This is a genomic window from Pseudomonas glycinis (assembly GCF_054871425.1).
Map to the genome: position 1 here is coordinate 171,948 of NZ_JBTYHF010000010.1, position 25,937 is coordinate 197,884.

At 61.2% G+C, this 25,937-nt stretch carries 20 protein-coding genes; 8 read left to right on the forward strand and 12 right to left on the reverse strand.

Annotated features, from left to right (window positions below; all coding sequences use genetic code 11):
- Positions 1 to 9: 9 nt before the first annotated feature.
- Complete coding sequence (gene gyrA, locus ACYSTU_RS23060; RefSeq protein WP_110646028.1) at positions 10 to 2,664, reverse strand: DNA gyrase subunit A; 2,655 nt, start codon at positions 2,662 to 2,664, stop codon at positions 10 to 12.
- 423 nt (positions 2,665 to 3,087) lie between these two features.
- On the reverse strand, positions 3,088 to 4,164 hold the full coding sequence (mtnA, locus tag ACYSTU_RS23065; protein ID WP_499001808.1) for an S-methyl-5-thioribose-1-phosphate isomerase: 1,077 nt from the start codon (positions 4,162 to 4,164) through the stop codon (positions 3,088 to 3,090).
- Between the two features lie 108 nt (positions 4,165 to 4,272).
- On the opposite strand from mtnA, the gene ACYSTU_RS23070 reads away from it, so the two are divergent.
- The 5 genes from ACYSTU_RS23070 (at position 4,273) to ACYSTU_RS23090 (ending at position 9,383) form a co-directional block, all read left to right on the forward strand.
- Positions 4,273 to 5,607, forward strand: coding sequence for a TRZ/ATZ family hydrolase (locus tag ACYSTU_RS23070; protein ID WP_071173171.1), 1,335 nt, complete (start codon positions 4,273 to 4,275; stop codon positions 5,605 to 5,607).
- A 58-nt stretch (positions 5,608 to 5,665) separates the two neighbouring features.
- Entirely contained in the window at positions 5,666 to 6,364 is a 699-nt protein-coding gene (ubiG, locus tag ACYSTU_RS23075; protein ID WP_007908399.1) for a bifunctional 2-polyprenyl-6-hydroxyphenol methylase/3-demethylubiquinol 3-O-methyltransferase UbiG, read from the forward strand.
- 4 nt (positions 6,365 to 6,368) lie between these two features.
- The gene (gene mupP, locus ACYSTU_RS23080) at positions 6,369 to 7,040 is read left to right on the forward strand and encodes an N-acetylmuramic acid 6-phosphate phosphatase MupP (protein ID WP_016770929.1); all 672 of its coding nucleotides are present in this window, start codon (positions 6,369 to 6,371) and stop codon (positions 7,038 to 7,040) included.
- A gap of 313 nt (positions 7,041 to 7,353) precedes the next feature.
- On the forward strand, positions 7,354 to 8,094 hold the full coding sequence (locus ACYSTU_RS23085; protein WP_024013876.1) for a YciK family oxidoreductase: 741 nt from the start codon (positions 7,354 to 7,356) through the stop codon (positions 8,092 to 8,094).
- 362 nt (positions 8,095 to 8,456) lie between these two features.
- On the forward strand, positions 8,457 to 9,383 hold the full coding sequence (locus ACYSTU_RS23090; protein WP_123443575.1) for a GGDEF domain-containing protein: 927 nt from the start codon (positions 8,457 to 8,459) through the stop codon (positions 9,381 to 9,383).
- A gap of 102 nt (positions 9,384 to 9,485) precedes the next feature.
- Here ACYSTU_RS23090 and ACYSTU_RS23095 read toward each other — a convergent pair whose 3' ends face one another.
- From ACYSTU_RS23095 to ACYSTU_RS23125, 7 genes are all read right to left on the reverse strand, one after another.
- A complete protein-coding gene (locus ACYSTU_RS23095) occupies positions 9,486 to 10,247 on the reverse strand; it encodes an iron-containing redox enzyme family protein (protein WP_166554491.1) in 762 nt (253 codons plus the stop codon).
- Between the two features lie 79 nt (positions 10,248 to 10,326).
- Entirely contained in the window at positions 10,327 to 12,786 is a 2,460-nt protein-coding gene (locus ACYSTU_RS23100; RefSeq protein WP_125917304.1) for an EAL domain-containing protein, read from the reverse strand.
- A gap of 137 nt (positions 12,787 to 12,923) precedes the next feature.
- Positions 12,924 to 14,741, reverse strand: coding sequence for an ABC transporter ATP-binding protein (locus tag ACYSTU_RS23105; RefSeq protein ID WP_499001815.1), 1,818 nt, complete (start codon positions 14,739 to 14,741; stop codon positions 12,924 to 12,926).
- Positions 14,734 to 15,336 (reverse strand): DsbA family protein, encoded by a 603-nt coding sequence (locus tag ACYSTU_RS23110; RefSeq protein WP_177433361.1) that lies wholly within the window; start codon positions 15,334 to 15,336, stop codon positions 14,734 to 14,736. The genes ACYSTU_RS23105 and ACYSTU_RS23110 overlap by 8 nt, the downstream gene beginning before the upstream one ends.
- Positions 15,337 to 15,371: 35 nt before the next feature.
- Positions 15,372 to 16,313: an oxygen-dependent tRNA uridine(34) hydroxylase TrhO gene (trhO, locus tag ACYSTU_RS23115; protein WP_499001818.1), complete on the reverse strand. Its 942-nt coding sequence runs from the start codon at positions 16,311 to 16,313 to the stop codon at positions 15,372 to 15,374.
- A gap of 297 nt (positions 16,314 to 16,610) precedes the next feature.
- Positions 16,611 to 16,910, reverse strand: a complete 300-nt coding sequence (locus ACYSTU_RS23120; protein WP_016770935.1) for a BolA family protein — start codon at positions 16,908 to 16,910, stop codon at positions 16,611 to 16,613.
- 12 nt (positions 16,911 to 16,922) lie between these two features.
- Positions 16,923 to 17,438, reverse strand: a complete 516-nt coding sequence (locus tag ACYSTU_RS23125; RefSeq protein ID WP_016770936.1) for a DUF2059 domain-containing protein — start codon at positions 17,436 to 17,438, stop codon at positions 16,923 to 16,925.
- A 191-nt stretch (positions 17,439 to 17,629) separates the two neighbouring features.
- On the opposite strand from ACYSTU_RS23125, the gene ACYSTU_RS23130 reads away from it, so the two are divergent.
- On the forward strand, positions 17,630 to 19,024 hold the full coding sequence (locus tag ACYSTU_RS23130; protein WP_016770937.1) for a class II fumarate hydratase: 1,395 nt from the start codon (positions 17,630 to 17,632) through the stop codon (positions 19,022 to 19,024).
- A 108-nt stretch (positions 19,025 to 19,132) separates the two neighbouring features.
- Here ACYSTU_RS23130 and ACYSTU_RS23135 read toward each other — a convergent pair whose 3' ends face one another.
- Positions 19,133 to 20,092 (reverse strand): DMT family transporter, encoded by a 960-nt coding sequence (locus tag ACYSTU_RS23135; protein ID WP_186567789.1) that lies wholly within the window; start codon positions 20,090 to 20,092, stop codon positions 19,133 to 19,135.
- A 208-nt stretch (positions 20,093 to 20,300) separates the two neighbouring features.
- Between ACYSTU_RS23135 and ACYSTU_RS23140 the strand changes: the two genes are divergently transcribed.
- The gene (locus ACYSTU_RS23140) at positions 20,301 to 20,492 is read left to right on the forward strand and encodes a DUF6316 family protein (RefSeq protein WP_122603652.1); all 192 of its coding nucleotides are present in this window, start codon (positions 20,301 to 20,303) and stop codon (positions 20,490 to 20,492) included.
- Positions 20,493 to 20,618: 126 nt separating this feature from the next.
- Here the strand turns inward: ACYSTU_RS23140 and ACYSTU_RS23145 are convergent, their stop codons facing one another.
- A complete protein-coding gene (locus ACYSTU_RS23145) occupies positions 20,619 to 21,803 on the reverse strand; it encodes a thiolase family protein (RefSeq protein ID WP_016770940.1) in 1,185 nt (394 codons plus the stop codon).
- A gap of 103 nt (positions 21,804 to 21,906) precedes the next feature.
- Positions 21,907 to 23,421, reverse strand: coding sequence for a polyphosphate:AMP phosphotransferase (gene pap / locus ACYSTU_RS23150; RefSeq protein WP_499001823.1), 1,515 nt, complete (start codon positions 23,419 to 23,421; stop codon positions 21,907 to 21,909).
- 535 nt (positions 23,422 to 23,956) lie between these two features.
- Between pap and mnmC the strand changes: the two genes are divergently transcribed.
- Positions 23,957 to 25,936, forward strand: coding sequence for a bifunctional tRNA (5-methylaminomethyl-2-thiouridine)(34)-methyltransferase MnmC2/FAD-dependent 5-carboxymethylaminomethyl-2-thiouridine(34) oxidoreductase MnmC1 (mnmC, locus tag ACYSTU_RS23155; RefSeq protein ID WP_350483055.1), 1,980 nt, complete (start codon positions 23,957 to 23,959; stop codon positions 25,934 to 25,936).
- Position 25,937 lies beyond the last annotated feature (1 nt).

Consider the following 25,937-nt stretch of genomic DNA (forward strand, 5'->3'; position numbering starts at 1 on the left):
TTTGTCCGCTTATTCCTGCGGTTCTTCGTCTGCTGCGGCGTCGAGTTGCTGGTCGTCTGCGGCCTCGTCGATACCGACGCTGCCTGCGATTTCCTCGCCCTCTTCACCTTCGAGCTCTTCGCCTTCGATTTCCGAAGGCTCCTGAACCCGCTCCAGGCCGACCAGGGTTTCATCCTTGGCCAGCTTGATCAGCGTCACGCCCTGAGTATTACGTCCCAGGCTCGACACTTCGTCGACACGGGTACGCACCAGGGTGCCCTGATCGGAGATCAGCATGATTTCTTCGCCGTCGAGCACCTGAACTGCGCCGACCAGACGGCCGTTACGCTCGTTGCTGACCATGGCGATCACGCCCTGACCGCCACGCTTGTACTCAGGGAACTCGGTGATCGCGGTGCGCTTGCCATAACCACGCTCGGAAGCGGTGAGGATCTGGCTGCCTTCTTCCGGGATCAGCATGGAAATCAGCTTCTGCCCTTCCGGCAGACGCATGCCGCGGACGCCGCGAGCGGTACGGCCCATGGCACGCACGTCGGACTCTTTGAAGCGGGTGACCTTGCCGCCGTCGGAGAACAGCATCACTTCGCGCTCGCCATCGGTGATGGCTGCAGAGATCAGCACGTCGCCTTCGTCCAGCTCCAGCGCGATCAGACCGACGCTGCGCTGACGGCTGAAGGATTCCAGCGGGGTCTTCTTCACGGTGCCGTTGGCGGTAGCCATGAAGATGTAGTGACCTTCGGTGTATTCCTCGACCGGCAGCATGGTGGTGATGTATTCACCGTCATCCAGCGGCAGCAGGTTGACCAGCGGACGACCACGGGCAGCGCGGGATGCTTCCGGAATTTCGTAGGTCTTGAGCCAGTACACCTTGCCCTTGCTGGAGAACAGCAGCAGCGTGGTGTGGCTGTTGGCAACCAGCAGGTGAGCGATGTAGTCCTCGTCCTTGACGCCGGTAGCCGATTTGCCTTTGCCGCCGCGACGCTGGGCCTGGTACGCAGCCAGCGGCTGGGTCTTGGCGTAGCCACCGTGAGAGATGGTCACGACGCGCTCTTCTTCCGGGATCATGTCACCCAGGGTCAGGTCGAGACGGGCATCGAGGATTTCGGTGCGGCGCACGTCGCCGTATTCGGCGCGGATCACTTCCAGTTCTTCGCGGATCACTTCCATCAGACGCACGGCGCTGTTGAGGATGCGGATCAGCTCGCCGATCTGGTTGAGGATCTCTTGATACTCGGCCAGCAGCTTCTCGTGCTCCAGACCGGTCAGACGGTGCAGGCGCAGTTCGAGAATGGCTTGCGCCTGTTCTGGCGAGAGGAAGTACTTGCCTTCACGCAGACCGTATTGCGGATCGAGGTTTTCCGGACGGCACGAATCGGCACCGGCACGCTCAACCATCGCCACCACAGCCGAGGATTCCCAAGGCGTGCTGATCAGCGCTTCCTTGGCTTCCGACGGCGTTGGCGAGGCCTTGATCAGGGCGATGACCGGGTCGATGTTCGACAGGGCAACGGCCTGGCCCTCAAGAATGTGCCCGCGCTCGCGCGCCTTGCGCAGTTCGAACACGGTACGACGGGTGACCACTTCGCGGCGGTGACGGACGAAGGCTTCCAGCAGATCCTTGAGGTTGAGGATGCGCGGGCGGCCGTCGATCAGCGCGACGATGTTGATGCCGAATACCGATTGCAGCTGGGTCTGGGCGTAGAGGTTGTTGAGGATCACCTCAGGCACTTCGCCGCGACGCAGTTCGATCACGACGCGCATACCGTCCTTGTCGGACTCGTCGCGCAGCTCGGTGATGCCTTCGAGCTTCTTCTCTTTGACCAGCTCGGCGATCTTCTCGATCAGACGCGCCTTGTTCAGCTGGTAAGGCAGTTCGGTGATGACGATCTGCTGACGGCCACCGACCTTGTCGATGTCTTCGATGATCGAGCGGGCACGCATGTAAATGCGTCCGCGACCGGTGCGGTAGGCTTCGATGATGCCGGCGCGACCGTTGATGATCGCAGCCGTCGGGAAGTCCGGACCGGGAATGTATTGCATCAGCTCATCGACGGTCAGCTCGGGGTTGTCGATGAGAGCCAGGCAACCGTCGATGACTTCACCGAGGTTGTGCGGCGGAATGTTGGTCGCCATGCCTACGGCGATACCGCTGGAACCGTTGACCAGCAGGTTCGGCACGCGGGTCGGCATGACCGCCGGGATCAGTTCGGTACCGTCGTAGTTCGGCACCCAGTCCACGGTTTCCTTGTGCAGGTCAGCCAGCAGCTCGTGCGCCAGCTTGGTCATGCGCACTTCGGTGTATCGCATGGCCGCAGCGTTATCGCCGTCGACCGAACCGAAGTTGCCCTGGCCGTCGACCAGCAGGTAGCGCAGGGAGAAAGGCTGGGCCATACGAACGATGGTGTCGTACACGGCAGTGTCACCGTGCGGGTGATACTTACCGATCACGTCGCCGACGACACGGGCAGATTTCTTGTACGGCTTGTTGTAGTCGTTGCCCAGCTCGCTCATCGCGAACAGTACGCGACGGTGCACGGGCTTGAGGCCATCGCGCGCATCCGGCAGTGCACGGCCGACGATCACGCTCATTGCGTAGTCGAGGTAGGACTGTTTCAGCTCGTCTTCGATATTGACCGGGAGGATTTCTTTGGCCAGTTCGCCCATGAGAAGCCTGATTCCTTTTTCTGGTGAAACTTCGTCATATCCATGTGGGAGCAACGAAGCTCGTCGGGGCCGGCCGAGTGCCATGCGCCGACTTACGACAAATCAACATTGGATCGCGGATTTGCGCAGTAAAGACAGCTCCGTGGAGCCGCCTCGGAAAACGCCGGATGTTATCACAAAGGCCGCCACGCACCTATCCCCCAGATGCGCATGGAGCATAGTTAGTTGACCGATGACAGGCTTGAGGGGGACGACAGAAGCTCTGAGCTTCTTTGAATGTGAAATCTGGGGCAGATTTACAGTTGTTTATTGACATTCAGGCCCTCATCGCTGGCAAGCCAGCTCCCACAGGTTCAATGCCGGGCACAAAACCTGTGGGAGCTGGCTTGCCAGCGATGGGGCCCGCTCAGACGCTACAGCCCTTCAATGCAGGCGCTTGCGGCACATCAGCTGGGCCATTTTCGCGGTGTCCGGGCGTTCGACGATGCCTTTCTCGGTGACGATCGCATCGATCAGATCCGCCGGGGTGACATCAAACACCGGGTTGAACGCTTCAACATCGGCACCGACGCGTTTACCGCCGACCTCCAGCAGTTCGGCGCCATCACGTTCTTCGATCGGGATGTCATCGCCGCTGGCCAGGTTCATGTCGATGGTCGAACTTGGTGCCACGACCATGAAGCGCACGCCGTGGTGCATGGCATTCACCGCTAATTGATAGGTGCCGATCTTGTTCGCCACGTCGCCATTGGCGGTGATGCGGTCAGCGCCGACGATCACCCAGGTCACGCCTTTGGTTTTCATGATGTGCGCGGCGGCGGAGTCGGCATTCAGGGTCACCGGGATGCCCTCGTTGGCCAGCTCCCACGCGGTCAGCCGCGAGCCTTGCAGCCACGGCCGGGTTTCATCGGCGTAAACGCGCTCGACCATGCCTTCTATATAAGCAGCGCGGATCACCCCCAGCGCAGTACCGAACCCACCGGTGGCCAGCGCGCCGGTGTTGCAATGGGTCAGGATGGCTTGAGCGTTGCCTTGATGTTTGCGAATCAGATCGACACCAAGCTGCGCCATGGTCAGGTTGGCCTCGCGGTCGCTTTCATGAATGGCGATAGCTTCGGCTTCCAGCGCCGCCAGCGGATCGGCGTTGCTTTTCAGGCGATCCAAGCGATCGTGCATGCGGCCCAGCGCCCAGAACAGATTGACCGCGGTCGGACGCGAATCGGCCAACAGCGCGAAATCCTCTTCCAGTGCCGCGTACCAGTCGCCGCCCTCGGCAATCCGCGCCCGCGCCGCGAGGACGATGCCATAGGCCGCACTGATGCCAATAGCCGGCGCGCCACGCACGACCATCGAGCGAATCGCTTCGGCCACGCCGGCGGCGCTGGTGTAGGCGATCCAGCTTTCCTCGAACGGCAAAATACGCTGATCCAGCAGGTGCAGCGCGCCATCACGCCAATCGATGGCCTTTACTTTCTCCGCAGCCAACAGTCGATCGCGCATCCCACACCCCGCACTCATGAACAAAAGCCGCCGATTATAGCGATCCCCCCGCGAAGACGCTCGGGTATACTTCGCCATCCTTTACAAAAGCACTGGAACCGACCCTCGATGCCGAAACCTGCCATTGCGCTCGACCTGTTATTGCTGCCGACCTGGCTGGTCCCCGTCGAACCCGCAGGCGTGGTGCTCAAGGAGCACGGCCTGGGCATCCGTGACGGTTGCATCGTATTTATCGGCCCGCGCGCCGAAGCGTTGAAGTGTAACGCGACAGAAATCCGTGAATTGCCGGATGTTCTGTTGGCGCCGGGACTGATCAATGCCCACGGCCACGCGGCGATGACGCTGTTCCGTGGCCTGGCCGACGATCTGCCGCTGATGACCTGGCTGGAAAATCATATCTGGCCGGCCGAAGGCAAATGGGTCGATGAGGACTTCGTCCGCGACGGCACCGATCTGGCCATCGCCGAGCAGATCAAGGGCGGCATCACCTGCTTCTCTGACATGTATTTCTTCCCGAAAGTCGCCAGCGAGCGCGTACACAACAGCGGTATCCGCGCGCAGATCGCCATTCCGATCCTCGATTTCCCGATCCCCGGCGCCAGCAGTGCCGACGAAGCCATTCGTCAGGGCGTCGAATTGTTCGGCGATCTCAAGCATCACGAACGCATCAAGATTACTTTCGGCCCGCATGCACCCTACACCGTCGGTGATGAGAACCTGGAAAAAATCAGGGTCATCGCCGAGGAGCTGGACGCCTCGATCCACATGCATGTGCATGAAACCGCATTCGAGGTGCAGCAGGCCGTAGAGCAAACCGGCGAACGGCCACTGGCGCGCCTTGGCCGCCTTGGCCTGCTCGGACCGCGCTTCCAGGCGGTGCACATGACGCAGATCAGCGATGACGACCTCGCGCTGCTGGTAGAAAGCAACAGCAGCGTGATCCACTGCCCGGAGTCCAACCTCAAACTGGCCAGCGGCTTCTGCCCGGTCGAACGTTTGTGGCAGGCTGGGGTGAACGTCGCTGTCGGCACCGATGGCGCGGCGAGCAACAATGATCTCGACCTGCTCGGCGAAACCCGCACCGCCGCCCTGCTGGCCAAAGCCGTCGCCGGCTCTGCCACTGCGCTGGACGCCCATCGCGCCTTGCGCATGGCCACCCTCAATGGTGCGCGTGCACTGGGGATCGAGGCGCAGGTCGGCTCGCTGGAGATTGGCAAAGCCGCGGACATCGTCGCTTTCGACCTGTCCGGCCTGGCGCAGCAACCGGTGTATGACCCGGTGTCGCAGCTGATTTATGCCACCGGGCGTGATTGCGTGAAACACCTGTGGGTCGCCGGCAAGCAACTGCTCGACGACCGGCGCCTGACCCGCATGGACGAACAACAGCTGGGCGCGACCGCCCGCCACTGGGGCCAGCGCATCAGCGGCCACACCGAATCGTAAACACCGCGGCGCTATATCCGCGGCTACAGCCCTTTTCAGGTTTTTCGAGGAATTGAACATGAGCAACGTCGACCACGCCGAAATCGCCAAATTCGAGGCCCTGGCCCATCGCTGGTGGGACCGCGAAAGCGAATTCAAGCCGCTGCACGACATCAACCCGCTGCGGGTCAACTGGATCGACGAGCGAGTCAATCTGGCCGGCAAGAAAGTCCTCGACGTCGGTTGCGGCGGCGGCATCCTCAGCGAAGCCATGGCCCAGCGTGGCGCCACGGTGATGGGCATCGACATGGGCGAAGCGCCGCTGGCGGTCGCACAACTGCATCAGCTGGAATCCGGGGTCAGCGTCGAATACCGCCAGATCACCGCCGAAGCCCTCGCCGAGGAAATGCCCGAGCAGTTCGACGTGGTCACCTGCCTGGAAATGCTCGAGCACGTGCCGGATCCATCCTCGGTAATCCGTGCCTGCTTCCGCATGGTCAAGCCGGGCGGCCAGGTATTCTTCTCGACCATCAACCGCAACCCGAAGGCGTATCTGTTCGCGATCATCGGCGCCGAATACATCATGAAGCTGCTGCCGCGCGGCACCCACGACTTCAAGAAATTCATCCGCCCATCCGAGCTCGGCGCGTGGAGCCGCATGGCTGGCCTGACCGTCAAGGACATCATCGGCCTGACCTACAACCCGCTGACCAAGCACTACAAGCTGGCCAACGACGTTGACGTCAATTACATGATCCAGACCCTGCGCGAGGAATAAGCCGATGGCCATCAGAGCGGTACTTTTCGACATGGACGGCACCCTGCTCGACACCGCGCCGGACTTCATCGCCATCTGCCAGGCGATGCGCGCCGATCGCGGTCTGCCGCCGATCAACGACAAGCACATCCGCGACGAGATTTCCGGCGGGGCCAAGGCCATGGTTGCGGTGACATTTTCGATGGATCCGGAATCGCCGGGCTTTGAGGAGCTGCGTCTGGAGTTTCTCGAGCGCTATCTGGTCGGCTGCGCGGTGCACAGTAAACTGTTCGACGGCATGGGCGAACTGCTCGCCGATATCGAAAAGGCCAACCTGATCTGGGGCGTGGTCACCAACAAACCGGTGCGCTTCGCCGAGCCGATCATGCAGCGTCTGGGGCTGGCCGAGCGTTCGGCGCTGCTGATCTGCCCGGATCACGTGAAGAACAGCAAGCCGGATCCGGAGCCGCTGATCCTCGCCTGCAAGATGCTTGATCTGGATCCGTCGACCGTGCTGTTTATCGGCGATGATCTGCGCGATATCGAATCGGGCCGCGATGCCGGGACCAAGACCGCTGCGGTGACCTACGGCTACATCCACCCGGACGACAACCCACGGCACTGGGGCGCGGACGTGGTGGTGGATCACCCGCTGGAGTTGCGCAAGGTACTCGACAGCGCGCTGTGCAGCTGCTGACCTGACTGTTGCAAGCTCCCTGTTTGGCGAGGGGATTTATCCCCGCTGGGCTGTGCAGCTGCCGACCTGACTGCTGCAAGCTCCCTGTGTGGCGAGGGGATTTATCCCCGCTGGGTTGTGCAGCTACCGACCTGACTGTTGCAAGCTCCCTGTGTGGCGAGGGGATTTATCCCCGCTGGGCTGCGAAGCGGCCCCCGCTTTTATCCAGGCGATGTGACACACAGGTTTTGCGACGGCTTCGCCGCCGAACGGGGATAAATCCCCTCGCCACAGGGGTGAAGCAGATCTTCATGAAATGGATTGTGAGGTTTTTATGTTTGATTACACCGCTCGCCCTGAATTGCTCAAGGATCGGGTCATTCTGGTCACGGGTGCCGGCCGTGGCATCGGCGCGGCTGCGGCGAAAACCTATGCCGCCCACGGTGCCACCGTGTTACTGCTGGGCAAGACCGAAGCCAATCTGACTGAGGTCTACGACGAAATCGAGGCTGCCGGCCACCCGCAACCAGCGGTGATCCCGTTCAACCTCGAGACCGCCCTGCCCCATCAGTACGATGAGCTGGCGGCGATGATCGAAACCGAGTTCGGCCACCTCGATGGCCTGCTGCACAACGCTTCGATCATCGGCCCGCGCACGCCGATCGAACAACTGTCCGGCGAAAACTTCATGCGTGTCATGCAGGTCAACGTCAACGCGATGTTCATGCTGACCAGCACACTGCTGCCGCTGCTCAAGCTGTCCCAGGATGCCTCGGTGGTGTTCACCTCCAGCAGCGTCGGGCGCAAGGGTCGCGCGTACTGGGGCGCTTACGGTGTGTCGAAATTTGCCACCGAAGGCCTGATGCAAACCCTGGCCGATGAAGTAGAAGGCGTTGCGCCGGTACGCTCCAACAGCATCAACCCGGGCGGTACGCGCACCAGCATGCGCGCGCAGGCTTATCCGGGGGAAAATCCGCTGAACAACCCGACACCGGAAGAGATCATGCCGGTGTATCTGTACCTGATGGGCCCGGACAGCGCGGGCGTCAACGGCCAGGCTTTCAACGCCCAATAACGCCATACGTCGCATTTGTTGCTGCGGCAGAGTGCTGTCGCGGCAAGCGATTGCCGCTGATAACCGTCACAAAGCCGCCAAGAACCCAGCGCCGCAACCCCGCACCAACCACCAAGTCATTGATTCGAAAAGCTTTAAATTAAATCGAACCGAATGGCACGCCTTTCGCTCTAAATTCCCTCAAAACATGCCGTGTGATGGCCATGGGGCAGACGCCGATTTCGATAGCTGACTGATCGTCTTGCGGCAGACTAAACTTACGCCAAACGTCCTACGGGACTGATGGATCAGTACGACGCGCAGCCCATAGCCGCTCTCACCCAGCCTGTAAGACAGCCTTACTGCTTAGGGGCTCACGCCATATGAAATCTCCTTCCCAGACCCATGCAATTGACTTTGACAGTGCCAAATTGCAGCGCCTGGGCTTCGGTCAACTACCGGCGCTGATCGAGCGCCCGACCAGCCTGGCGCAACTGCGTCAGCAAATGAGCCTGCAACTGCAAACCAGCCTGGAGCCTCAGCGCATCCTTGGCCTGTTCTTCCGCGAAATCCAACGCCTGGTGCCACTGGACGCCCTGAGCTATGTGCATCAGGCCAGCGACTTGCGCCTGGAGTTCGGCGCGCGCGGCCACCACTCGCTCAGCTACACCCTGAGCCACGAAGGCGAGCACATGGGCGAGTTGGTCTTCCGCCGCAATCAGCGTTTCAACGACAAGGAACAGGGCGACCTCGAGTCGCTGCTGTCCTGCCTGCTGTACCCGATGCGCAACGCCCTGCTCTATCGCGCCGCGACGCAAAGTGCCTTGCGCGACCCGTTGACCGGTGCCGGTAATCGGGTGGCCATGGAGCAGACCTTGCAGCGTGAGATCGACATGTCGCGCCGTCATGCGCAACCGCTGTCAGTACTGATGCTCGACATCGACCACTTCAAACGGGTCAACGATGACCACGGTCATGGTGCCGGCGATGAAGTGCTCAGAGCCATTGCCGCGTCGATCAAGGCGCAACTGCGCAACGTCGACATGGTGTTCCGTTATGGCGGCGAAGAGTTTCTGATCCTGCTGTCCAACACCGGTCGCGAGGCGGCGGCGATGGTCGGCGAGCGTTTGCGCCAAGCGACGCAGTCGGAGGAATACTTTGCCGATGGCCAGTTGATCGAGATCACCGTGAGCCTGGGATGCTCGACGTTACTGCCGGGCGAGTCGGCGGACAGCTTGCTGCGCCGGGCCGACAGTGCGCTCTATGTCGCAAAGCGCGAGGGGCGGAACCGGCTGGCGATGGCCGGCTAAAAATCATTATGGGAGCGAGCCTGCTCGCGAAGAGGGAGGGTCAGACAACGATTCGTTGCATGACCCACCGCTTTCGCGAGCAGGCTCGCTCCCACAGTTCAATCAGCTTTCGGTTACGGTCCGGCGCTCGCGGTTGACCAGCAAGCGCTCCGAAGTTTCCAACTGCATGCACCGCTCCAGAAACAGGTACATGTAGTCATAACTCTTGCAGATCGCCTGCCGTAGCTCGGCCTGCAACGCCTTGCTCGGGTTCATGCCGGCCAGGGTGCAGATGATTTCCAGCGCTTCCCACGGATGGGCGTCGTCGTACTGGGCGTGCATCTTCAACCACTTCATCGCGCGCTTGCGATCTTCTTCCGGGAACGCCGCGGCGTAGACCCCGGTCGAGCAGACCACCGCTGACCACTCCCCGGTCGCCCCTTCGATCGCATAGTTGGTCGCGGCAATCGCCACGATCAGCGAATCCGCCGAGCTGGTGTGCCAGCACCAGTGACTCAGAGCGTGCAGCTCCGGCGGCACTTGCTGGGCCTGGAGATCTTCGAGGCTGACGCCATGGGCGCGGCTCCAGTGCATCCAGTAGTCGGCATGGTTGAGTTCGACGCGAATGTTGCGCATCAGCCAGCGCCGCGCCATGTCCTCGCCGGGGTGGCGGGCGAAGCGGGTCTTGGTGAGGTTCTGCGCCATGTACAAGGCAAACTGCTCGACCACCGGCCAGCCGCCGATCAGGTACTGGCGCATGGTTTTCGCGCTGAGTCTGTTGTCGCGCATGCGCTGATAAAGTTCATGTTCGACAACCCGGCGCTTGCTCTCGCTGCAATCCTTGATGAGCTGTTGCGCCCAGGCAGGATAACTTGCAGCTTCCATGAGGGGTCCGGTTCGGTTGAATGTGTCGATCACTGTTCGGCTCCTTTTGAGTTGTGATGGCAAGGATCGGCGAGAGACTTCAACGGAACGTGCCAGGCGCTTTGAACAACAACGGCTGCGGTCTGGCAGGGCGACTTTGCAAACTGTCACAGGTAAATAACTGCGGGCGCTCGATGACATACCCTTGAGCGTAATCCACACCTATTTCAAGCAATGCCTGTTCGATCTGGTTAGTTTCAACAAACTCGGCAATTGTCTGCTTACCCATAACATGGCCAATGTGATTGATCACTTCGACCATTGCCCGATTAATCGGGTCGTCCAGCATATCCTTAACGAAACTCCCGTCGATCTTCAGGAAGTCTACAGGCAAATGTTTCAAGTAAGCGAATGAAGACATTCCGGCACAAAAGTCATCCAGAGAAAAGTGACAACCTAAGCCTTTGAGTTCATTGATAAAACGAATTGCGCTGCCAAGATTTGCGATTGCACTGGTTTCAGTAATTTCAAAACAAATCATTTCAGGCGGTATAGCGTAGTTAACAAACTGTTCCCGCAGGAAGTGCAAAAACGCGTCATCTCCTATAGTAATGCCTGACAGATTAATCGCACACATTGCCAAAGGAAGTTCATGTTCCTGTTCAATACACTGGGCAATAACCTTGAAAACATTTTCAACTACCCAGCGATCTAACTGGGTCATCAAACCATATCGCTCCGCTGCCGGAATAAAACTGTCAGGCAAAATCATCCGCCCGGATTCATCATGCAAACGCAGGAGGATTTCGATGTGTCCGGCCTGGCCGGGTTGCGGCTTGAGCGGTGCGATCTGCTGGGCATAAAGGCAGAAGCGGTTTTCTTCCAGCGCCATATGCAGGCGCTGCACCCAGGCCATTTCACCGAAGCGCATGGACAGTTCGGAGTCGTCCGCATGATAGACCTGCACGCGGTTGCGGCCTTTTTCCTTGGCCATGTAGCAAGCCATGTCCGCCGCGCGCAGGGAGGCTTCAAGGGTGGTCGGATTCTGCGCGATATGCACCAGGCCGATACTGACGGTGGTCAGGAACGGCCGCCCCTTCCAGACAAAATGCAGGTTCTGCACGGTCTGGCGCAGGCTTTCGGCAATCTTCTCGGCGATGTCCGGCGGGCAGTTCTCGAGCAAAATCCCGAATTCATCGCCGCCCAGTCGCGCCAGGGTATCGCCCTCGCGCAAGTCTGATTGCAGCAGCGTGCAGATGTGCCGCAGCAACTCATCGCCCGCCGCGTGCCCGCAGGTGTCGTTGACCAGTTTGAACTGGTCGAGATCGAGGAACATCAGTGCGTGCCGGCCGGGCTGGCGCGTCAGTTTGTGCAAGGCCTGTTCGAGGCGATATTCGAATTCGCGGCGGTTGGCCAGCCCGGTCAGCGCATCGTGAGTCGCCTGCCAGGACAGATTGGCGATGTATTGCCGCTCCTGGGTCATGTCGTGCAGCACCAGCACCGTGCCGCTGACATTCCCGGCATTGCGGATCGGCGCGCCGACCAGTGTCACCGACAGGGTGCTGCCGTCCAGACGCTGGATCAGCTTGGAATGTTCGCTGCCGCCGCTGAGCTGGCCGCTGAGAATGTGCTCGATCAACGTCAGCCCTTCGGTCTGGGCGTTATCGTCGAGCAGGTTGAACAGCGCCGACAACGGCAGCCCCGCCGCCTGCTCGGCCTTCCAGTGCGTCATGGCCTCGGCGGCGGGGTTCATGTAATCGATCGCGCCGTTGACGTCGGTGGTGATCACGCCATCGCCAATCGACTGCAGCGTGATATGCGCGCGATCCTTTTCCAGTTGCAGCGCCTGGGCAAACTCATGGCGCTGCTTGAGCAGCTTGTGCGTGCGCCACAGCGCCAGCGCGATCAGACCCAGCGCGGTGGCCAGGTTGGTGAACAGCAGCAGGCGCATGATCACCCGCGAGCCTTCGCCCAAGGCATCGCTGAAAGCCCTGGCCGCTGGGGTGACTGCATCGTTGATGGCGAAGATCTGTAACTTCCAGCGCTGCACATCGCCGGGGCTGGCCTGGTTCTGCGCAATGCCTTGGTGCATCTCCTGCGCGACTTCGTGCAGTCGGTCGAGATAGGCATCGCCAATCGTCCAGCGATCGATCGCGGTTTCCAGATAACTATAGTGGCGGAAATTGAGGTACAGCCAGATGACGCTGGAGACATCGTCCGGATGATTACCGCCCTTGAGAATGCCTTCGCGCGCCGCTTGCAGATCCGGCGGCTGACGATCCAGCGCCAGGCGCAATTGGTGCCCGCCCTGGGGCACGGCGATCGCCGTCAGGTATTTGCGATAGATCGCCTCGTCACGGCTGTCGGCGTAGAGGTTGAGGTAATAGATGGCGTCTTTCTGGCCCTTGGACCACAGGCTTTCGCCAGCGACGTAGCCACGCACGGCCGAAAGCACGTAAAGGCTCACGCCCCCCAGTAATGCCTGGAACACCACGACAGCAATAAAGGGCCAGACGATACCCAACAACCGTGGTGTTCCCAGAGTCTGCTTTTGCTTCATGAGAGTCCTTGCATGAGCACTGCCCGCTCGCCTTCCGGGCGAATTCGCTATGACGAGACTAGGTGGGGTTCTCGTTCAAGGCAAGGCGCGGCGTTACACCGCGCGCAGAACCTCTGACAGGTCGGCGAGGGTTTCGATCAGTGCTGTTGCAAGTTGCCGTAGAGCTTGGCGTACAGACCGCCGTCGGCGATCAGCTGACGGTGGTCGCCGTCCTCGGCGATCTGCCCGCCGTCGAACACCAGCACGCGGTCGGCCTGCTTCACCGCCGACAGGCGATGGGCAATGATCAGCGTGGTGCGGCCATGGAGAAACTTCGCCATCGCCTGGTGCAGGTTGTACTCGGTGGCGGCATCGAGGGCCGAGGTGGCTTCGTCGAGAATCACCACTTTCGGCTCGGCGAGAATCATCCGCGCAATCGCCAGACGCTGGCGCTGACCGCCGGACAAACGCACGCCGGAACGCCCGACGATGCTGTCGAGACCAGCGGGCAGCGCACGGATGGTCGCGGCCATTTGCGCGATTTCCAGCGCCTGCCAGCAGGCTTCGTCGCCGCGCATGCGGCCCATGGTCAGATTGGCGCGCACGCTGTCGTTGAACAGCGCCGGATGCTGCAGCACCACCGCGACGTTCTCGCGCACCGTCTCCAGACCGATCTCCTGCTGGGTCGACCCGCCAAAGCGGATGGTCCCGGCCGCTGGCGTGTACAGGCCCAACAGCAATTGCACCAAGGTGCTTTTGCCGCCGCCGCTGGCGCCGACGATCGCGACTTTTTCGCCGGGCAGGATCGACAGGTTCATCTGATCCAGCACCAACTCGTCGCCATAACCGAAACTCAGGCCTTGCACCTCGATGCCGACGGTGTCGCGCCCCTTGAACGGATCGATGCCGCCGGGATACTGCGGCTCGTCGGCACGCGCCAGCAGTTCATTGATCCGCGTCAGCGCACCGCCCGCCGCGTAATAGGCGTATTGCAGATTGAGCAGCTGTTCGACCGGGCCGATCATGAACCACAGGTAACTGAACACCGCGAGCATCTGCCCGATCGACAGGTCGGAAAACAGCACGGTGAGCATCGCCGCCGCGCGGAAGATGTCGATGCCGAACTGGAACAACAAACCACTGGCGCGGTTCGAGGCGTCGGTTTTCCACTGCGAGTTGACTGCGTAGTTGCGCACCTCCTGCGCGCGCAAACCGAGGCGCCCGAGGAAATAGCCCTGACGATTGCCCGCGCGCACTTCCTGAATCGCATCGAGGGTTTCGCTCAGCGCCTGAGTGAAGCGCGAGGTGCTGTCGTTCTCGAGTTTTTTCAGGTGCTTGACGCGCTTGCCCAACTGCACCGTGGCGTAGATCACCAACGGGTTGAACAGCAGAATAAGCAGCGCCAGCTTCCAGTGCATCCACATCAGAATGCTGGCGGTGCCGACCAGGGTCAGCATCGCGACGAGGAAGCGGCTGAGGGTTTCGCCGACGAATTTGTCGAGGGTGTCCAGATCGGTGACCAAATGCGTGGTCACCGTGCCGCTGCCGAGGCTTTCGTATTCGCCGAGGGAAATGCGCTTGAGCCGCTCGATCAGGCGCACGCGAATGCGGTAGACGATGTCCTTGGCCAGGCGCGCGAACAATCGCGACTGCAACACGCCAAAACACAGGGCGCTGCAACGCAAGGTCAGGGTCACCACCAGCATCAGACCGATATAACCCGCCGCCTGCTGCCACATGCTCGGCAGAAAGTGGTTCATGACTTTCAGCGCGGCATCGCCGTGGCCGAGCAGCACTTCGTCGACCAGCAACGGCAGCAGCAAGGGAATCGGCACGCTGCACAGCGTCGCCAGCACGGCCACGCCGTTGGCGATCCACAGGGATTTCTTGTGATGCAGTGCCAGACGCCGGACTTCAGCCCAGCTCAGCCGGTCGACACGCTCTTCGGCTGGAGTGTCATCGGCACGGTCAGACACAGGCCGCGCGCTCCAGCCAGCGGCCGAGCAACGGCGAAAGCTCGCTGAGCGGTTGATAGCCGTTGGTCAGCAGCGCCAGTTGCCCGTTGCGCTCGGCCAGCAGGGTCGGAAAACCGGCGATGCCCAGATCCTGTACCCAGGTGAAATCGGCCTGGGTCGCCTTGTGCTGATCGGCATGATCGAACAACGCGGCGAATTCGATCCGCGGCACACCGGCCTGCTCCGCCAGTTCGACCAGCACGCTGGCCTGAGTGACATCGCGACCTTCGGCGTAGAACGCCTGCTGGATCATCCCGACCAGTGTCCACGCGCAATCCGGCGCCAGACTGCGCGCGGTGACAATCGCGCGACAGGCAGGCTCGGTGTCGTAGACAAAACCGTCAGGCAACGCGCCATCGAACTTGAACGGCTGGCCGGTGGCCTCGGTGACCGCTTGCCAGTGCTCAAGAATGTAGCGCCGCGTGGTCGGCTCCAGCGCCGAGCCGCTGCCGGTGCGCAAACCGCCGACCACCAGATGCAGTTCGACCCCGGCTGCCTGCGCCTGCTCGACCAGTGCCTTGGCCACCGGAGCAAAACCCCAGCACCATGAACACATCGGATCCATCACATAAAGCAGGCGCGCAGACATGGTTAAGCCTCGGAGGATGCTTGCTTATAGTTGTAGCCGATCGGGTGCGGCTGGTTGCGCGCCTTGGCCAGTTCGATCTGCTTTTGCCGATCGATGGCGCTGCGCCGGGTTTTCTCGCTGAGCTTGTCCCAGCAGTGCGGGCAACTGATGCCGGCGACGTAGTGCTCGGAGGCGCGATCTTCAACGCTGACCGGCGTGCGGCAGGCATGACATTGATCGTAGTCGCCTTCCGTCAGGTCGTGACGCACGGTGACGCGGTTGTCGAAGACGAAGCAGTCGCCGCGCCACTTGGTTTCTTCCTGCGGCACCTCTTCGAGGTACTTCAGGATGCCGCCCTTGAGGTGGTAAACCTCTTCGAAACCTTCGCCGAGCATGTAGCTCGAGGCTTTCTCGCAGCGGATGCCGCCGGTGCAGAACATCGCGACCTTCTTGTGCACGGCCGGGTCGAAGTGTTCTTTGATGTAGTCGGGAAACTCGCGAAAACTGGTGGTTTTCGGATCGATGGCGCCTTCGAAGGTGCCGATCGACACTTCGTAATCGTTGCGCGTGTCGATCAGCAGCACTTCCGGGTCGCTGATCAGCGCGTTCCAGTCCTGCGGCTCGACGTAAGTGCCGACCTTCTTGTTCGGGTCAACGCCTTCGACGCCAAGGGTGACGATCTCTTTCTTCAGCTTGACCTTGGTGCGATAGAACGGCTGTTCGTCGCAGTACGATTCCTTGTGGTCGATGTCGACCATGCGCGGATCGTTCTTGAGCCAGGCGAGCAGGCCGTCGATACCTTCGCGACTGCCGGAAACCGTGCCGTTGATGCCTTCTTCGGCGATCAGCAGAGTGCCTTTGATGCTGTTGTCGACCATCGCTTGCAGCAGTGGCTCGCGCAGGTCAACGTAATCTTCGAGGGTGACGAACTTGTACAGTGCCGCCACGACAATCGGTTGTGTCATGGGTATTTCTCCAGGTGGCTACCCTCGCAAAGGGTGAACCGGATTCAAAAAAAAACGCGCCGGCTAAGCGGCGCGTTGCGGATTCTAGCAAAAACATGATGTGTTTTGGATTTACTCAGTCTTCTGTGACAACACAAAACCTGTGGCGAGGGGATTTATCCCCGTTGGGTGGCGAAGCAACCCTAAACCCATTCAGCCCCGTTCCTTCTGCCAGGACCGTGGTTACAGGGTTTACGACTGCTGCGCAGCCGAACGGGGATAAATCCCCTCGCCACAAAAATCCCGCCACATCCAAAATCAGTGCTTGCTACCGCCGGCACAGGTCGGCGACGCCGGGGCGCCGTCGATCTCTGCCCATTCCTGCGGGGTGTAAGTGTGCAGCGCCAACGCATGGAACTCGCCCATCAGCTCGCCGAGCGTGCCGTAGACTTTCTGGTGGCGCTTGACCCGGTTCAGGCCTTCGAACTGCGCGCTGACCACCACCGCTTTGTAGTGGGTCTGTGACCCGCGACTGTGCATGTGGCTTTCATCGAGCACTTGCAGGTGCTCAGGCTGCAACAGGGCCAGCGTCGATTCGATGCGTTGTTGCATGGTCATCACGAACTCCGCTTACTTCTTCTTGGCTGGCGCCGCGGCCGGGGTCAGCTCTTTGGTCATGTCGTCGAGCAGCTTGTTGACCACTGGCACCGCGCTTTCCAGTTTGCCCTGGGTCATCTGCGCCGATTGCTGGGTCAGCTGCGGCATTTTTTCCAGGACCTTTTTGCCCAGTGGCGACTGGTAGAAGGCAACCAGATCTTTCAGCTCGGATTCGCTGAAGTTGCTGGTGTAGAGCTTGACCATGTCGGGCTTGAGCTTGTTCCAGCCGATGGCCTGGTCCAGCGCAGCGTTGGCCTTGGCCTGGTAGGTTTCGAGCACGGCTTTCTTCGACTCAGGGGCTTTGGTCTGTTCAAAGCGCTGGGCGAACATTTGCTGCACTTGCATGTACACCGGGGTACCCAGCTTGTCAGCGTGAGCCAGCGTCAGGAAAGCTTCGGCACTGGCGTTGTGGCTGGCGGTATCGGCAAGCACCTGGCCGCTGGCGCAAACCAGTGCAACCGCGGTACAGATGGCGCGAAGACGAGTCATCGAGTTTCCTTTAAGCAAAGCGAGGTCGAACCCCAAGGGCGACCATTCTGCGCCTAACAATCGCTGTGGCTCAACCCCCGGCCCTTGCCGCGCTTGATTGGCGGGGTTTTGCGGTCAACAATCGAGCCGATGGAACCACCCGGGCCGATGCCGGCCTAAATTGCGCCAACAGACCAACAGGAGTGTGCACGATGAGCCGTATCGAAACCGACAGCCTGGGCCAGATCGAGGTCCCGGACGACGCTTACTGGGGTGCTCAGACGCAACGCTCGCTGATCAACTTCGCCATCGGTCAGGAACGCATGCCGCTACCGGTGCTGCACGCCCTGGCGCTGATCAAGAAAGCCGCCGCACGGGTCAACGACCGCAACGGCGACCTGCCTGCCGACATCGCCCGTCTGATCGAACAGGCCGCCGATGAAGTGCTCGCCGGCGAGCATGACGAGCAGTTCCCGCTGGTGGTCTGGCAGACCGGCAGCGGCACCCAGAGCAACATGAACGTCAACGAAGTGATCGCCGGTCGCGCCAACGAACTGGCCGGCAACCCGCGTGGCGGCAAGTCGCCGGTGCACCCGAACGATCACGTCAATCGCTCGCAAAGTTCCAACGACTGCTTCCCTACCGCCATGAGTATCGCCACCGCCAAAGCGGTGCAGGAACAACTGCTGCCGGCGATTGCCGAGCTGTCCGGTGGCCTTGCCGAACTGGCGGCGCGACACATGAAACTGGTGAAGACCGGGCGCACGCACATGATGGACGCGACGCCGATCACCTTCGGTCAGGAACTGTCCGGCTTCATCGCGCAACTGGATTACGCCGAGCGCGCGATTCGTGCCGCGCTGCCGGCGGTTTGCGAACTGGCTCAGGGCGGCACCGCCGTTGGTACCGGTTTGAATTCGCCACACGGCTTCGGTGAGGCGATTGCCGCCGAACTCGCAGCACTGTCCGGTCTGCCGTTCGTCACCGCGCCGAACAAGTTCGCCGCGCTGGCCGGTCATGAACCGTTGGTAACGCTGTCGGGTGCACTGAAAACCCTCGCCGTGGCCTTGATGAAGATCGCCAACGACCTGCGTCTGCTGGGCTCAGGTCCTCGCGCAGGTTTCGCTGAAGTGAAGCTGCCGGCCAACGAACCCGGCAGCTCGATCATGCCCGGCAAGGTCAACCCGACCCAGTGCGAAGCGCTGTCGATGCTCGCCTGTCAGGTGCTCGGCAATGACGTGGCGATCGGTTTTGCCGCCAGTCAGGGGCACTTGCAGCTGAACGTGTTCAAACCGGTGATCATCCACAACCTGCTGCAATCGATCCGTCTGCTTGGTGATGGCTGCAGCAACTTCCAGCAGCACTGCATCGCCGGCCTCGAACCGGATGCCGAGGTCATGGCCAAGCATCTGGAACGTGGATTGATGCTGGTGACCGCGCTGAACCCGCACATCGGTTATGACAAGTCGGCGGAGATCGCCAAGAAGGCCTACAGCGAAGGGCTGACTTTGCGTGAGGCGGCGTTGCAGCTGGGTTATCTGACGGATGAAGAGTTCGACGCTTGGGTGCGGCCGGAAAACATGATCGAGGCTGGCGCCAAGGGCTGAGTCATTTAGCGCCTGAAAATCCGTCTTCGCGAGCAGGCTCGCTACCACAGGAAAATTGCATTGCAAAGTGGGAGCGAGCCTGCTCGCGAATTCAGGCGCCGCCGATCGTCAGCCTGGCACAACCCTGGCCCGCCGCGCCCTGAGCCCGGCAATCAACGATGGCCCCAACGCCACCAGCGCCGAACCCAGCACCACCAGCACCGCCCCGCCATAGCCCAGCGCATTGATCTGCTCGGCATGCACATAGTCCGGCCAGATCCGCGCCGCAATCGCCACCGCCACAAACGTCACCAGCGGCGTGATTGCCAATGTTGCGCTGACCCGCGATGCTTCCCAGTGCGCCAGTGCTTCGGCGAATGCGCCGTAGGCGATCAAGGTGTTCATGCAGCACGCCAACAGCAGCCAGCCCTGCAACGGGCTCAGGTTGAGCGCTTCCAGCGGATGCACCCACGGCGTCAGCAATAACCCGCAGAACAGATAGATCACCATCATCACCTGCAACGAATTCCACACCGTCAGCAATTGCTTCTGGCCCAGCGCATAGAAGGTCCAGACCGTCGACGCCAGCAGCACCAGCAGCACGCCGGCGGTGTAGTCGGACAGCGAGGTCAGCAGCTCCGCCAGGCGCTGATTGAAGAACAGGCCGAAGCCGATCAGCAACACCAGCAAGCCGATGCCCTGGCCAATGCTGAAGCGCTCCTTGAACACGAACAGACTGGCGATCAGCAGCATGATCGGCCCCATTTGCACCACCAATTGCGCGGTGCCGGGGCTGAGCAGGTTGAGGCCCATCAGGTACAGCACGTAATTGCCGACCAGCCCCAGCACCGCCATCAGCACCAGCCAGCCACCCTTCGGCCCGAGCACCTTGCGACTTGGCAGGCGCTTGACCGACGCCAGATAGATGAACAGGCAGCCACCGGACACCATCAGGCGAAACCAGGTCACCGTGACCGGGTCCATCACCTGCAATACCTGTTTGAGCTTGATCGGCAGGATGCCCCACAGAAACGCGGTCAGCAGCGCCAGGAACAGTCCGTACACCCAGCGCCCCGATGAAATGTGCATGCGAACCCCAAAAGCCTGCTGACAAGAACACTCATTCTAGGCGTCCGGCTGCGCACAACACAGGGACAGTTACCGGCAGGCCGCGAATGAAACTGTGCAGGTCGCAGCAGTAAACCGGCGCGCCGCCGTTGATCGGCCGGGCAGGCGCGCCAAGTGCTTCAGGCATAAGCTGATTGCAGACCTTTCAACGCATATCAGGGAGACCGACATGTACGCCATGCGCGCCGAGGACAGCGCCCCCGCCACCCGTTTTCGCAGCGACCGCGTGTGTCGGGTCAATGGCGAGCTGTATTTCAGCACCCGGGAAAATACCCTCGAAGGGCCGTATGACAGTCAGGTGATCGAGCGGGAGATTCAGGCTTATATAGCGCGGATGCAGCGGCAGGGTTCCAGCCGCTGAGCCGTGGCGCTGCCTTCGCGAGCAGGCTCGCTCCCACAGGATTTTGGTGAACATTGAAATTATGTACACCCTGAACCTGTGGGAGCGAGCCTGCTCGCGAAGGGGCCTGAACAGGCAACCAATCCTTTAGCGCACCGCCTCAAACAACCCACTCGCCCCCATCCCGCCACCCACGCACATGGTGACGATGCCGTAGCGCAAATTGCGTCGCTGCAATTCCCGGATCAAATGCCCGACCTGACGCGAGCCGGTCATGCCGAACGGGTGGCCGATGGAAATCGAGCCGCCGTTGACGTTGTATTTGTCGTTGTCGATCTCCAGCCGGTCGCGGCTGTACAGGCACTGCGAAGCGAACGCCTCGTTCAACTCCCACAGATCGATATCCGCCACTTGCAGGCCCTTGGCCTTGAGCAGTTTCGGCACCGAGAACACCGGGCCGATGCCCATTTCGTCCGGCTCGCAACCGGCGACGGTGAAGCCACGGAAAAACGCTTTCGGCTTGAGCCCCAGCTCCAGCGCTTTATCCAGGCTCATCACCAGTGTCATCGAGGCACCGTCGGACAGCTGCGAGGAATTGCCCGCCGTCACCGAACCGTCGTCGGCGAACACCGGTTTCAAACCGGCAAGGCTTTCGTAGGTGGTGTCCGGGCGGTTGCAGTCGTCGCGCTCGACGACGCCGTCGACAATCTGCACTTCACCGCTGTTCTTATCCTCGACCCGATATTTCACCGCCATCGGCACGATTTCATCGTCGAACAGACCCGCAGCCTGGGCCTGGGCCGTACGGATCTGGCTTTGCAGCGCATAGCGATCCTGGGCTTCGCGGCTGACACCGTAACGGCGCGCCACCACTTCGGCGGTCTGGCCCATGGTGTAGTAGATGCCGGGAGTCTGTTGCTTGAGCAGCGGGTTGATCAGGTGATCGGTGTTGACGCTTTTCAGGGTCAGGCTGATCGACTCGACGCCGCCGGCAACGATGATGTCGCTGCAACCGGAGGCGATCTGGTTGGCGGCAATCGCAATCGCCTGCAAGCCCGAGGAACAGAAACGGTTGAGGGTCATGCCGGCGGTGCCGGTGCCCAGGCGCGACAGTACCGCGACGTTGCGGCCGATGTTGTAGCCCTGCGCGCCCTCGTTGGAGCCGGCGCCAACGATGCAGTCCTCGACGCTGGCCGGGTCGATATCGTTGCGGGTCAGCAGCGCATTGACGCAGTGGGCCGCCATGTCATCGGGGCGGGTCTGGTTGAACTTGCCGCGAAAGGATTTGGCCAGGCCGGTCCGCACGCTGTCGACGATCACCACTTCACGCATGGCATACCTCATTGTTGTTGTCGGTTGAGAGTGGACCTGAGCATAAGTCCACCTTCTTGCCGACCGCGAGGATCATTCACCCGGCGTATGCGCGGCCATCGCTTCAGTCCTTGTGCTTTTTGGCCTTCTTGTCGGATTTCTCGAACGCGTCTTCCAGCGCGCGGTTGATGGTGCGCAAAACTTTCACCCGTGCCCAGCGTTTATCGTTGGCCTCGACCAGCGTCCACGGCGCGATCTCGGTGCTGGTGCGATCGACCATGTCGCCGACCGCCCGGCGATAGTCGTCCCACTTTTCCCGGTTGCGCCAGTCGTCCTCGGTAATCTTGAAGCGCTTGAAGGAAATCTCTTCGCGCTCCTGAAAGCGCTCCATCTGCGTGTCCTTGTCGATGGCCAGCCAGAACTTGACCACGATGACGCCGGCATCGGCCAGTTGCTCTTCGAAGTCATTGATTTCGCCGTAGGCGCGCAGCCAGTCGGCCGGAGTGCAGAAGCCTTCGATCCGCTCGACCAGCACCCGCCCATACCAAGAGCGGTCGAACACGGTGAATTTGCCCCGCGCCGGAAGGTGTCGCCAGAACCGCCACAGATACGGTTGTGCGCGCTCTTCTTCGGTCGGCGCGGCGATCGGGACGATGCTGTACTGACGCGGATCGAGCGCCGCTGCCACGCGGCGAATCGCCCCGCCCTTGCCGGCCGCGTCGTTACCCTCGAACACCGCGACCAGCGCATGGCGACGCATGCGTTTGTCGCGCATCAGCCCGGACAGACGCGCCTGTTCGGTGATCAGTTGTTCTTCATAGTCTTTCTTGTCCAGACGCTGGGTCAGGTCGAGGCTGTCGAGCAGGTTCAACTGATCGACCGGCGTGCCCAGCGGCGCGGCACTGACTTCGTGTGGATTGACCTCGGCACGCTTGAGCGCACTTTGCAGGCCTTCGAGGAGAATCTTGCCCACCGCCAGGCTGCGGTAATTGGCATCGACGCCTTCGATGACATGCCACGGTGCGTAATCGCGACTGGTACGGCGCAGCACCCGCTCGCCGTATTTGACGAACTTGTCGTAGGTCTGCGACTGCTGCCAGTCCAGCGGGCTGATGCGCCAGCTGTGCAGCGGGTCGTCGGCCAGCGATTTGAGCCGCGCTTTCATTTGCTTCTTGGACAGGTGAAACCAGAACTTGAAGATCAGCGCGCCTTCATCGCAGAGCATTTTTTCCAGACGCTCGGCGCCGGCGATGGCCTGGTCCAGACGCGGATCCTTAAACAGTCCGTGCACCCGGCCCTGGAGCATCTGGCTGTACCAGTTACCGAAGAACACGCCCATCCGCCCCTTGGCCGGCAGCATCCGCCAGTAGCGCCAGGCGGGTGGCCGCGCCAGTTCTTCATCGGTTTGTTGGTCGAAGGTGCGCACTTCGATCAGGCGCGGGTCCATCCACTCGTTGAGCAGCTTGACCGTCTCGCCCTTGCCCGCCCCTTCGATGCCGTTGATCAGGATGATCACCGGAAAGCGTTTCTGCTGCTGCAACTCGAACTGCGCTTCCAGCAAGGCTTCACGCAGCGCAGGGACCGCCGCCTCATAAGTGTCTTTGTCGATGGCGTGACCGATTTCAGCGGATTCAAACATTGGACGGCTCCTTCCAGGGTTCAGCAAGACTAGCGGATTGGGCACGGGCGCAGGGCAGAAATTCCCATGAACTCAGGACGGGATGAGAACTTTGTGGTGAGGGGATTTATCGTTGACTGGCTGTGCAGTAGTCGTAGATACGGGAAGTGTGGTTTGGATCGGGAAGCCGGGGTGGATGGTTTTGGGACTGCTTCGCAGTCCAGCGGGGATAAATCCCCTCGCCACAGGGTTCTTTTCACCGCGAGTCTTGTGGTTTTGGGACTGCTTCGCAGTCCAGAGGGGATAAATCCCCTCGCCACAGGGTTCTTTTCACTGCGAGTCTTGTGGTTTTGGGACTGCTTCGCAGTCCAGCGGGGATGAATCCCCTCGCCACAGGGTTCTTTTCACTGCGAGTCTTGTGGTTTTGGGACTGCTGCGCAGTCCAGCGGGGATGAATCCCCTCGCCACAGGGTTCTTTTCACCGCGAGTCTTGTGCTGGATCGGTAGTACCGGCGCGATCGGCTAGAATGGCCGCCTTGTGTTTGCCGAGCCTGCCATGAAAGCCGAAATGCCCCACGCCCAACTCGACTGGGACGACCAGGGACGCCCACGTTCGCGGGTGTTTGATGACGTGTATTTTTCCGATCAGTCGGGGCTGGAGGAAACCCGTTACGTGTTTCTTGAACAGAACCGTCTGGCCGAGCGTTTCGCTGCGCTGCCGGCGGATGGTCGGCTGGTCATTGGCGAAACCGGCTTCGGCACCGGGCTGAATTTTCTTTGCGCCTGGCAGCTATTCGAACAACACGCAGTGGCCGGTGCGCGCCTGCATTTTGTCAGCGTCGAGAAGTACCCGCTGGCGCCTGCGGATCTGCGCCGGGCCTTGGCACTGTGGCCGGAACTCAGGCCGTTGGCCGATCAGTTGCTCAGGCACTACGTGGCGATTCATCAAGGCTTTCAGCGCATTACTTTGGCCGAAGGTCGAGTGACGCTGACCTTGCTGATCGGCGATGCGCTGGAGCAACTGCCGCAACTCGATGCACAGATCGACGCGTGGTTTCTCGATGGTTTTGCCCCGGCGAAAAATCCGGACATGTGGACCGCTGAGCTGTTCGTCGAACTGGCGCGCTTGGCCGCACCGGGATCGACTATCAGCACCTTCACCAGCACCGGTTGGGTCCGGCGTCTGCTCAACGCTGCCGGGTTCAAGATGAAGCGCACACCGGGCATCGGCCACAAGTGGGAAATCCTGCGTGGCGAATTTCTCGGTTGGCCCGCCGAGGTGGCGGCGCCCATACCGGCGAAACCCTGGTTCGCCCGCCCTGCTCCGTTGCGCGGTGAGCGCCGGGCGCTGGTGATCGGCGCGGGCCTGGCCGGCTGCGCGACGGCGTCGAGTCTGGCGGCGCGCGGCTGGCAGGTGAGTCTGCTCGAGCGTCACGCGGCGGTGGCGCAGGAAGCTTCGGGGAATCCGCAAGGCGTGCTCTATCTCAAGTTGTCCGCCCATGGCACGGCGTTGTCGCAGTTGATCGTCAGCGGCTTCGGTTACACCCGGCGCCTGCTGGAAAGCCTGCAACGCGGCAGCGACTGGGATGACTGCGGCGTACTGCAATTGGCGTTCAATGCCAAGGAAGCCGAGCGCCACGGGCAACTGGCGGCGGCGTTTCCTGAAGATCTCTTGCAGTGGCTGGAACAACCCGAAGCGCAGGCTCGCGCCGGTGTCGGCGTGGCCCACGGCGGCTTGTTTTACCCCGAAGGCGGCTGGGTGCATCCGCCAGCGCTGTGTCAGGCCCAGGCGATGCACGCCAACATTGAATTGCTCAGCCATCACGAAGCTTTGGAAATGCGCAAAGTCGCTGACCAGTGGCAAGCGTTCGACGGCGAGCGTTTGCTCGCCAGCGCGCCAGTGGTGATCCTGGCCGGAGCCGCCGAAATCAAACGTTTTGCCCAGAGTGCCGAATTGCCGCTCAAGCGCATTCGCGGGCAGATCACGCGTTTGCCTGAAACCGCAGACAGTCGTGCGCTGGCCACCGTGGTGTGCGCCGAAGGCTACGTCGCCCCGGCGCGTCTGGGCGAGCACACCCTGGGCGCGAGTTTCGACTTCAACAGCGACGACCTGACGCCCACAACTGCCGAGCACCAAGGCAATCTGGCGATGCTCGAAGAGATTTCCAGCGATCTGCTGAGCCGTCTGAACATCAGCGAGCAGCCAATTGAGAACCTTGAGGGCCGCGCAGCCTATCGCTGCACCAGCCCCGATTACCTGCCGATTGTCGGTCCGCTCGCTGATCTGCAAACCTTCAATCAAACCTACGCTGCGTTGAGCAAAGACGCCCGGCAAGTGCCGGACCTCGCCTGCCCATGGCTCGACGGTCTGTACGTCAACAGCGGCCACGGTTCTCGCGGGCTGATCACCGCGCCGCTGTCCGGCGAACTGCTTGCCGCATGGCTGGACAACGAGCCGCTGCCGTTGCCGCGCAGCGTGGCCGAAGCGTGCCATCCCAACCGGTTTGCCTTGCGCAAACTGATTCGCGGCAAGTGAA

What these genes read in the sequence shown, in the direction of transcription:
- gyrA (WP_110646028.1), bottom strand. Translation starts at nt 2,664, where the DNA reads ATGGGCGAACTGGCCAAAGAAATCCTCCCGGTCAATATCGAAGACGAG.
- mtnA (WP_499001808.1), bottom strand. Translation starts at nt 4,164, where the DNA reads ATGCGCGATCGACTGTTGGCTGCGGAGAAAGTAAAGGCCATCGATTGG.
- ACYSTU_RS23070 (WP_071173171.1), top strand. Translation starts at nt 4,273, where the DNA reads ATGCCGAAACCTGCCATTGCGCTCGACCTGTTATTGCTGCCGACCTGG.
- ubiG (WP_007908399.1), top strand. Translation starts at nt 5,666, where the DNA reads ATGAGCAACGTCGACCACGCCGAAATCGCCAAATTCGAGGCCCTGGCC.
- mupP (WP_016770929.1), top strand. Translation starts at nt 6,369, where the DNA reads ATGGCCATCAGAGCGGTACTTTTCGACATGGACGGCACCCTGCTCGAC.
- ACYSTU_RS23085 (WP_024013876.1), top strand. Translation starts at nt 7,354, where the DNA reads ATGTTTGATTACACCGCTCGCCCTGAATTGCTCAAGGATCGGGTCATT.
- ACYSTU_RS23090 (WP_123443575.1), top strand. Translation starts at nt 8,457, where the DNA reads ATGAAATCTCCTTCCCAGACCCATGCAATTGACTTTGACAGTGCCAAA.
- ACYSTU_RS23095 (WP_166554491.1), bottom strand. Translation starts at nt 10,247, where the DNA reads ATGGAAGCTGCAAGTTATCCTGCCTGGGCGCAACAGCTCATCAAGGAT.
- ACYSTU_RS23100 (WP_125917304.1), bottom strand. Translation starts at nt 12,786, where the DNA reads ATGAAGCAAAAGCAGACTCTGGGAACACCACGGTTGTTGGGTATCGTC.
- ACYSTU_RS23110 (WP_177433361.1), bottom strand. Translation starts at nt 15,336, where the DNA reads ATGTGTTCATGGTGCTGGGGTTTTGCTCCGGTGGCCAAGGCACTGGTC.
- trhO (WP_499001818.1), bottom strand. Translation starts at nt 16,313, where the DNA reads ATGACACAACCGATTGTCGTGGCGGCACTGTACAAGTTCGTCACCCTC.
- ACYSTU_RS23120 (WP_016770935.1), bottom strand. Translation starts at nt 16,910, where the DNA reads ATGACCATGCAACAACGCATCGAATCGACGCTGGCCCTGTTGCAGCCT.
- ACYSTU_RS23125 (WP_016770936.1), bottom strand. Translation starts at nt 17,438, where the DNA reads ATGACTCGTCTTCGCGCCATCTGTACCGCGGTTGCACTGGTTTGCGCC.
- ACYSTU_RS23130 (WP_016770937.1), top strand. Translation starts at nt 17,630, where the DNA reads ATGAGCCGTATCGAAACCGACAGCCTGGGCCAGATCGAGGTCCCGGAC.
- ACYSTU_RS23135 (WP_186567789.1), bottom strand. Translation starts at nt 20,092, where the DNA reads ATGCACATTTCATCGGGGCGCTGGGTGTACGGACTGTTCCTGGCGCTG.
- ACYSTU_RS23140 (WP_122603652.1), top strand. Translation starts at nt 20,301, where the DNA reads ATGTACGCCATGCGCGCCGAGGACAGCGCCCCCGCCACCCGTTTTCGC.
- ACYSTU_RS23145 (WP_016770940.1), bottom strand. Translation starts at nt 21,803, where the DNA reads ATGCGTGAAGTGGTGATCGTCGACAGCGTGCGGACCGGCCTGGCCAAA.
- pap (WP_499001823.1), bottom strand. Translation starts at nt 23,421, where the DNA reads ATGTTTGAATCCGCTGAAATCGGTCACGCCATCGACAAAGACACTTAT.
- mnmC (WP_350483055.1), top strand. Translation starts at nt 23,957, where the DNA reads ATGAAAGCCGAAATGCCCCACGCCCAACTCGACTGGGACGACCAGGGA.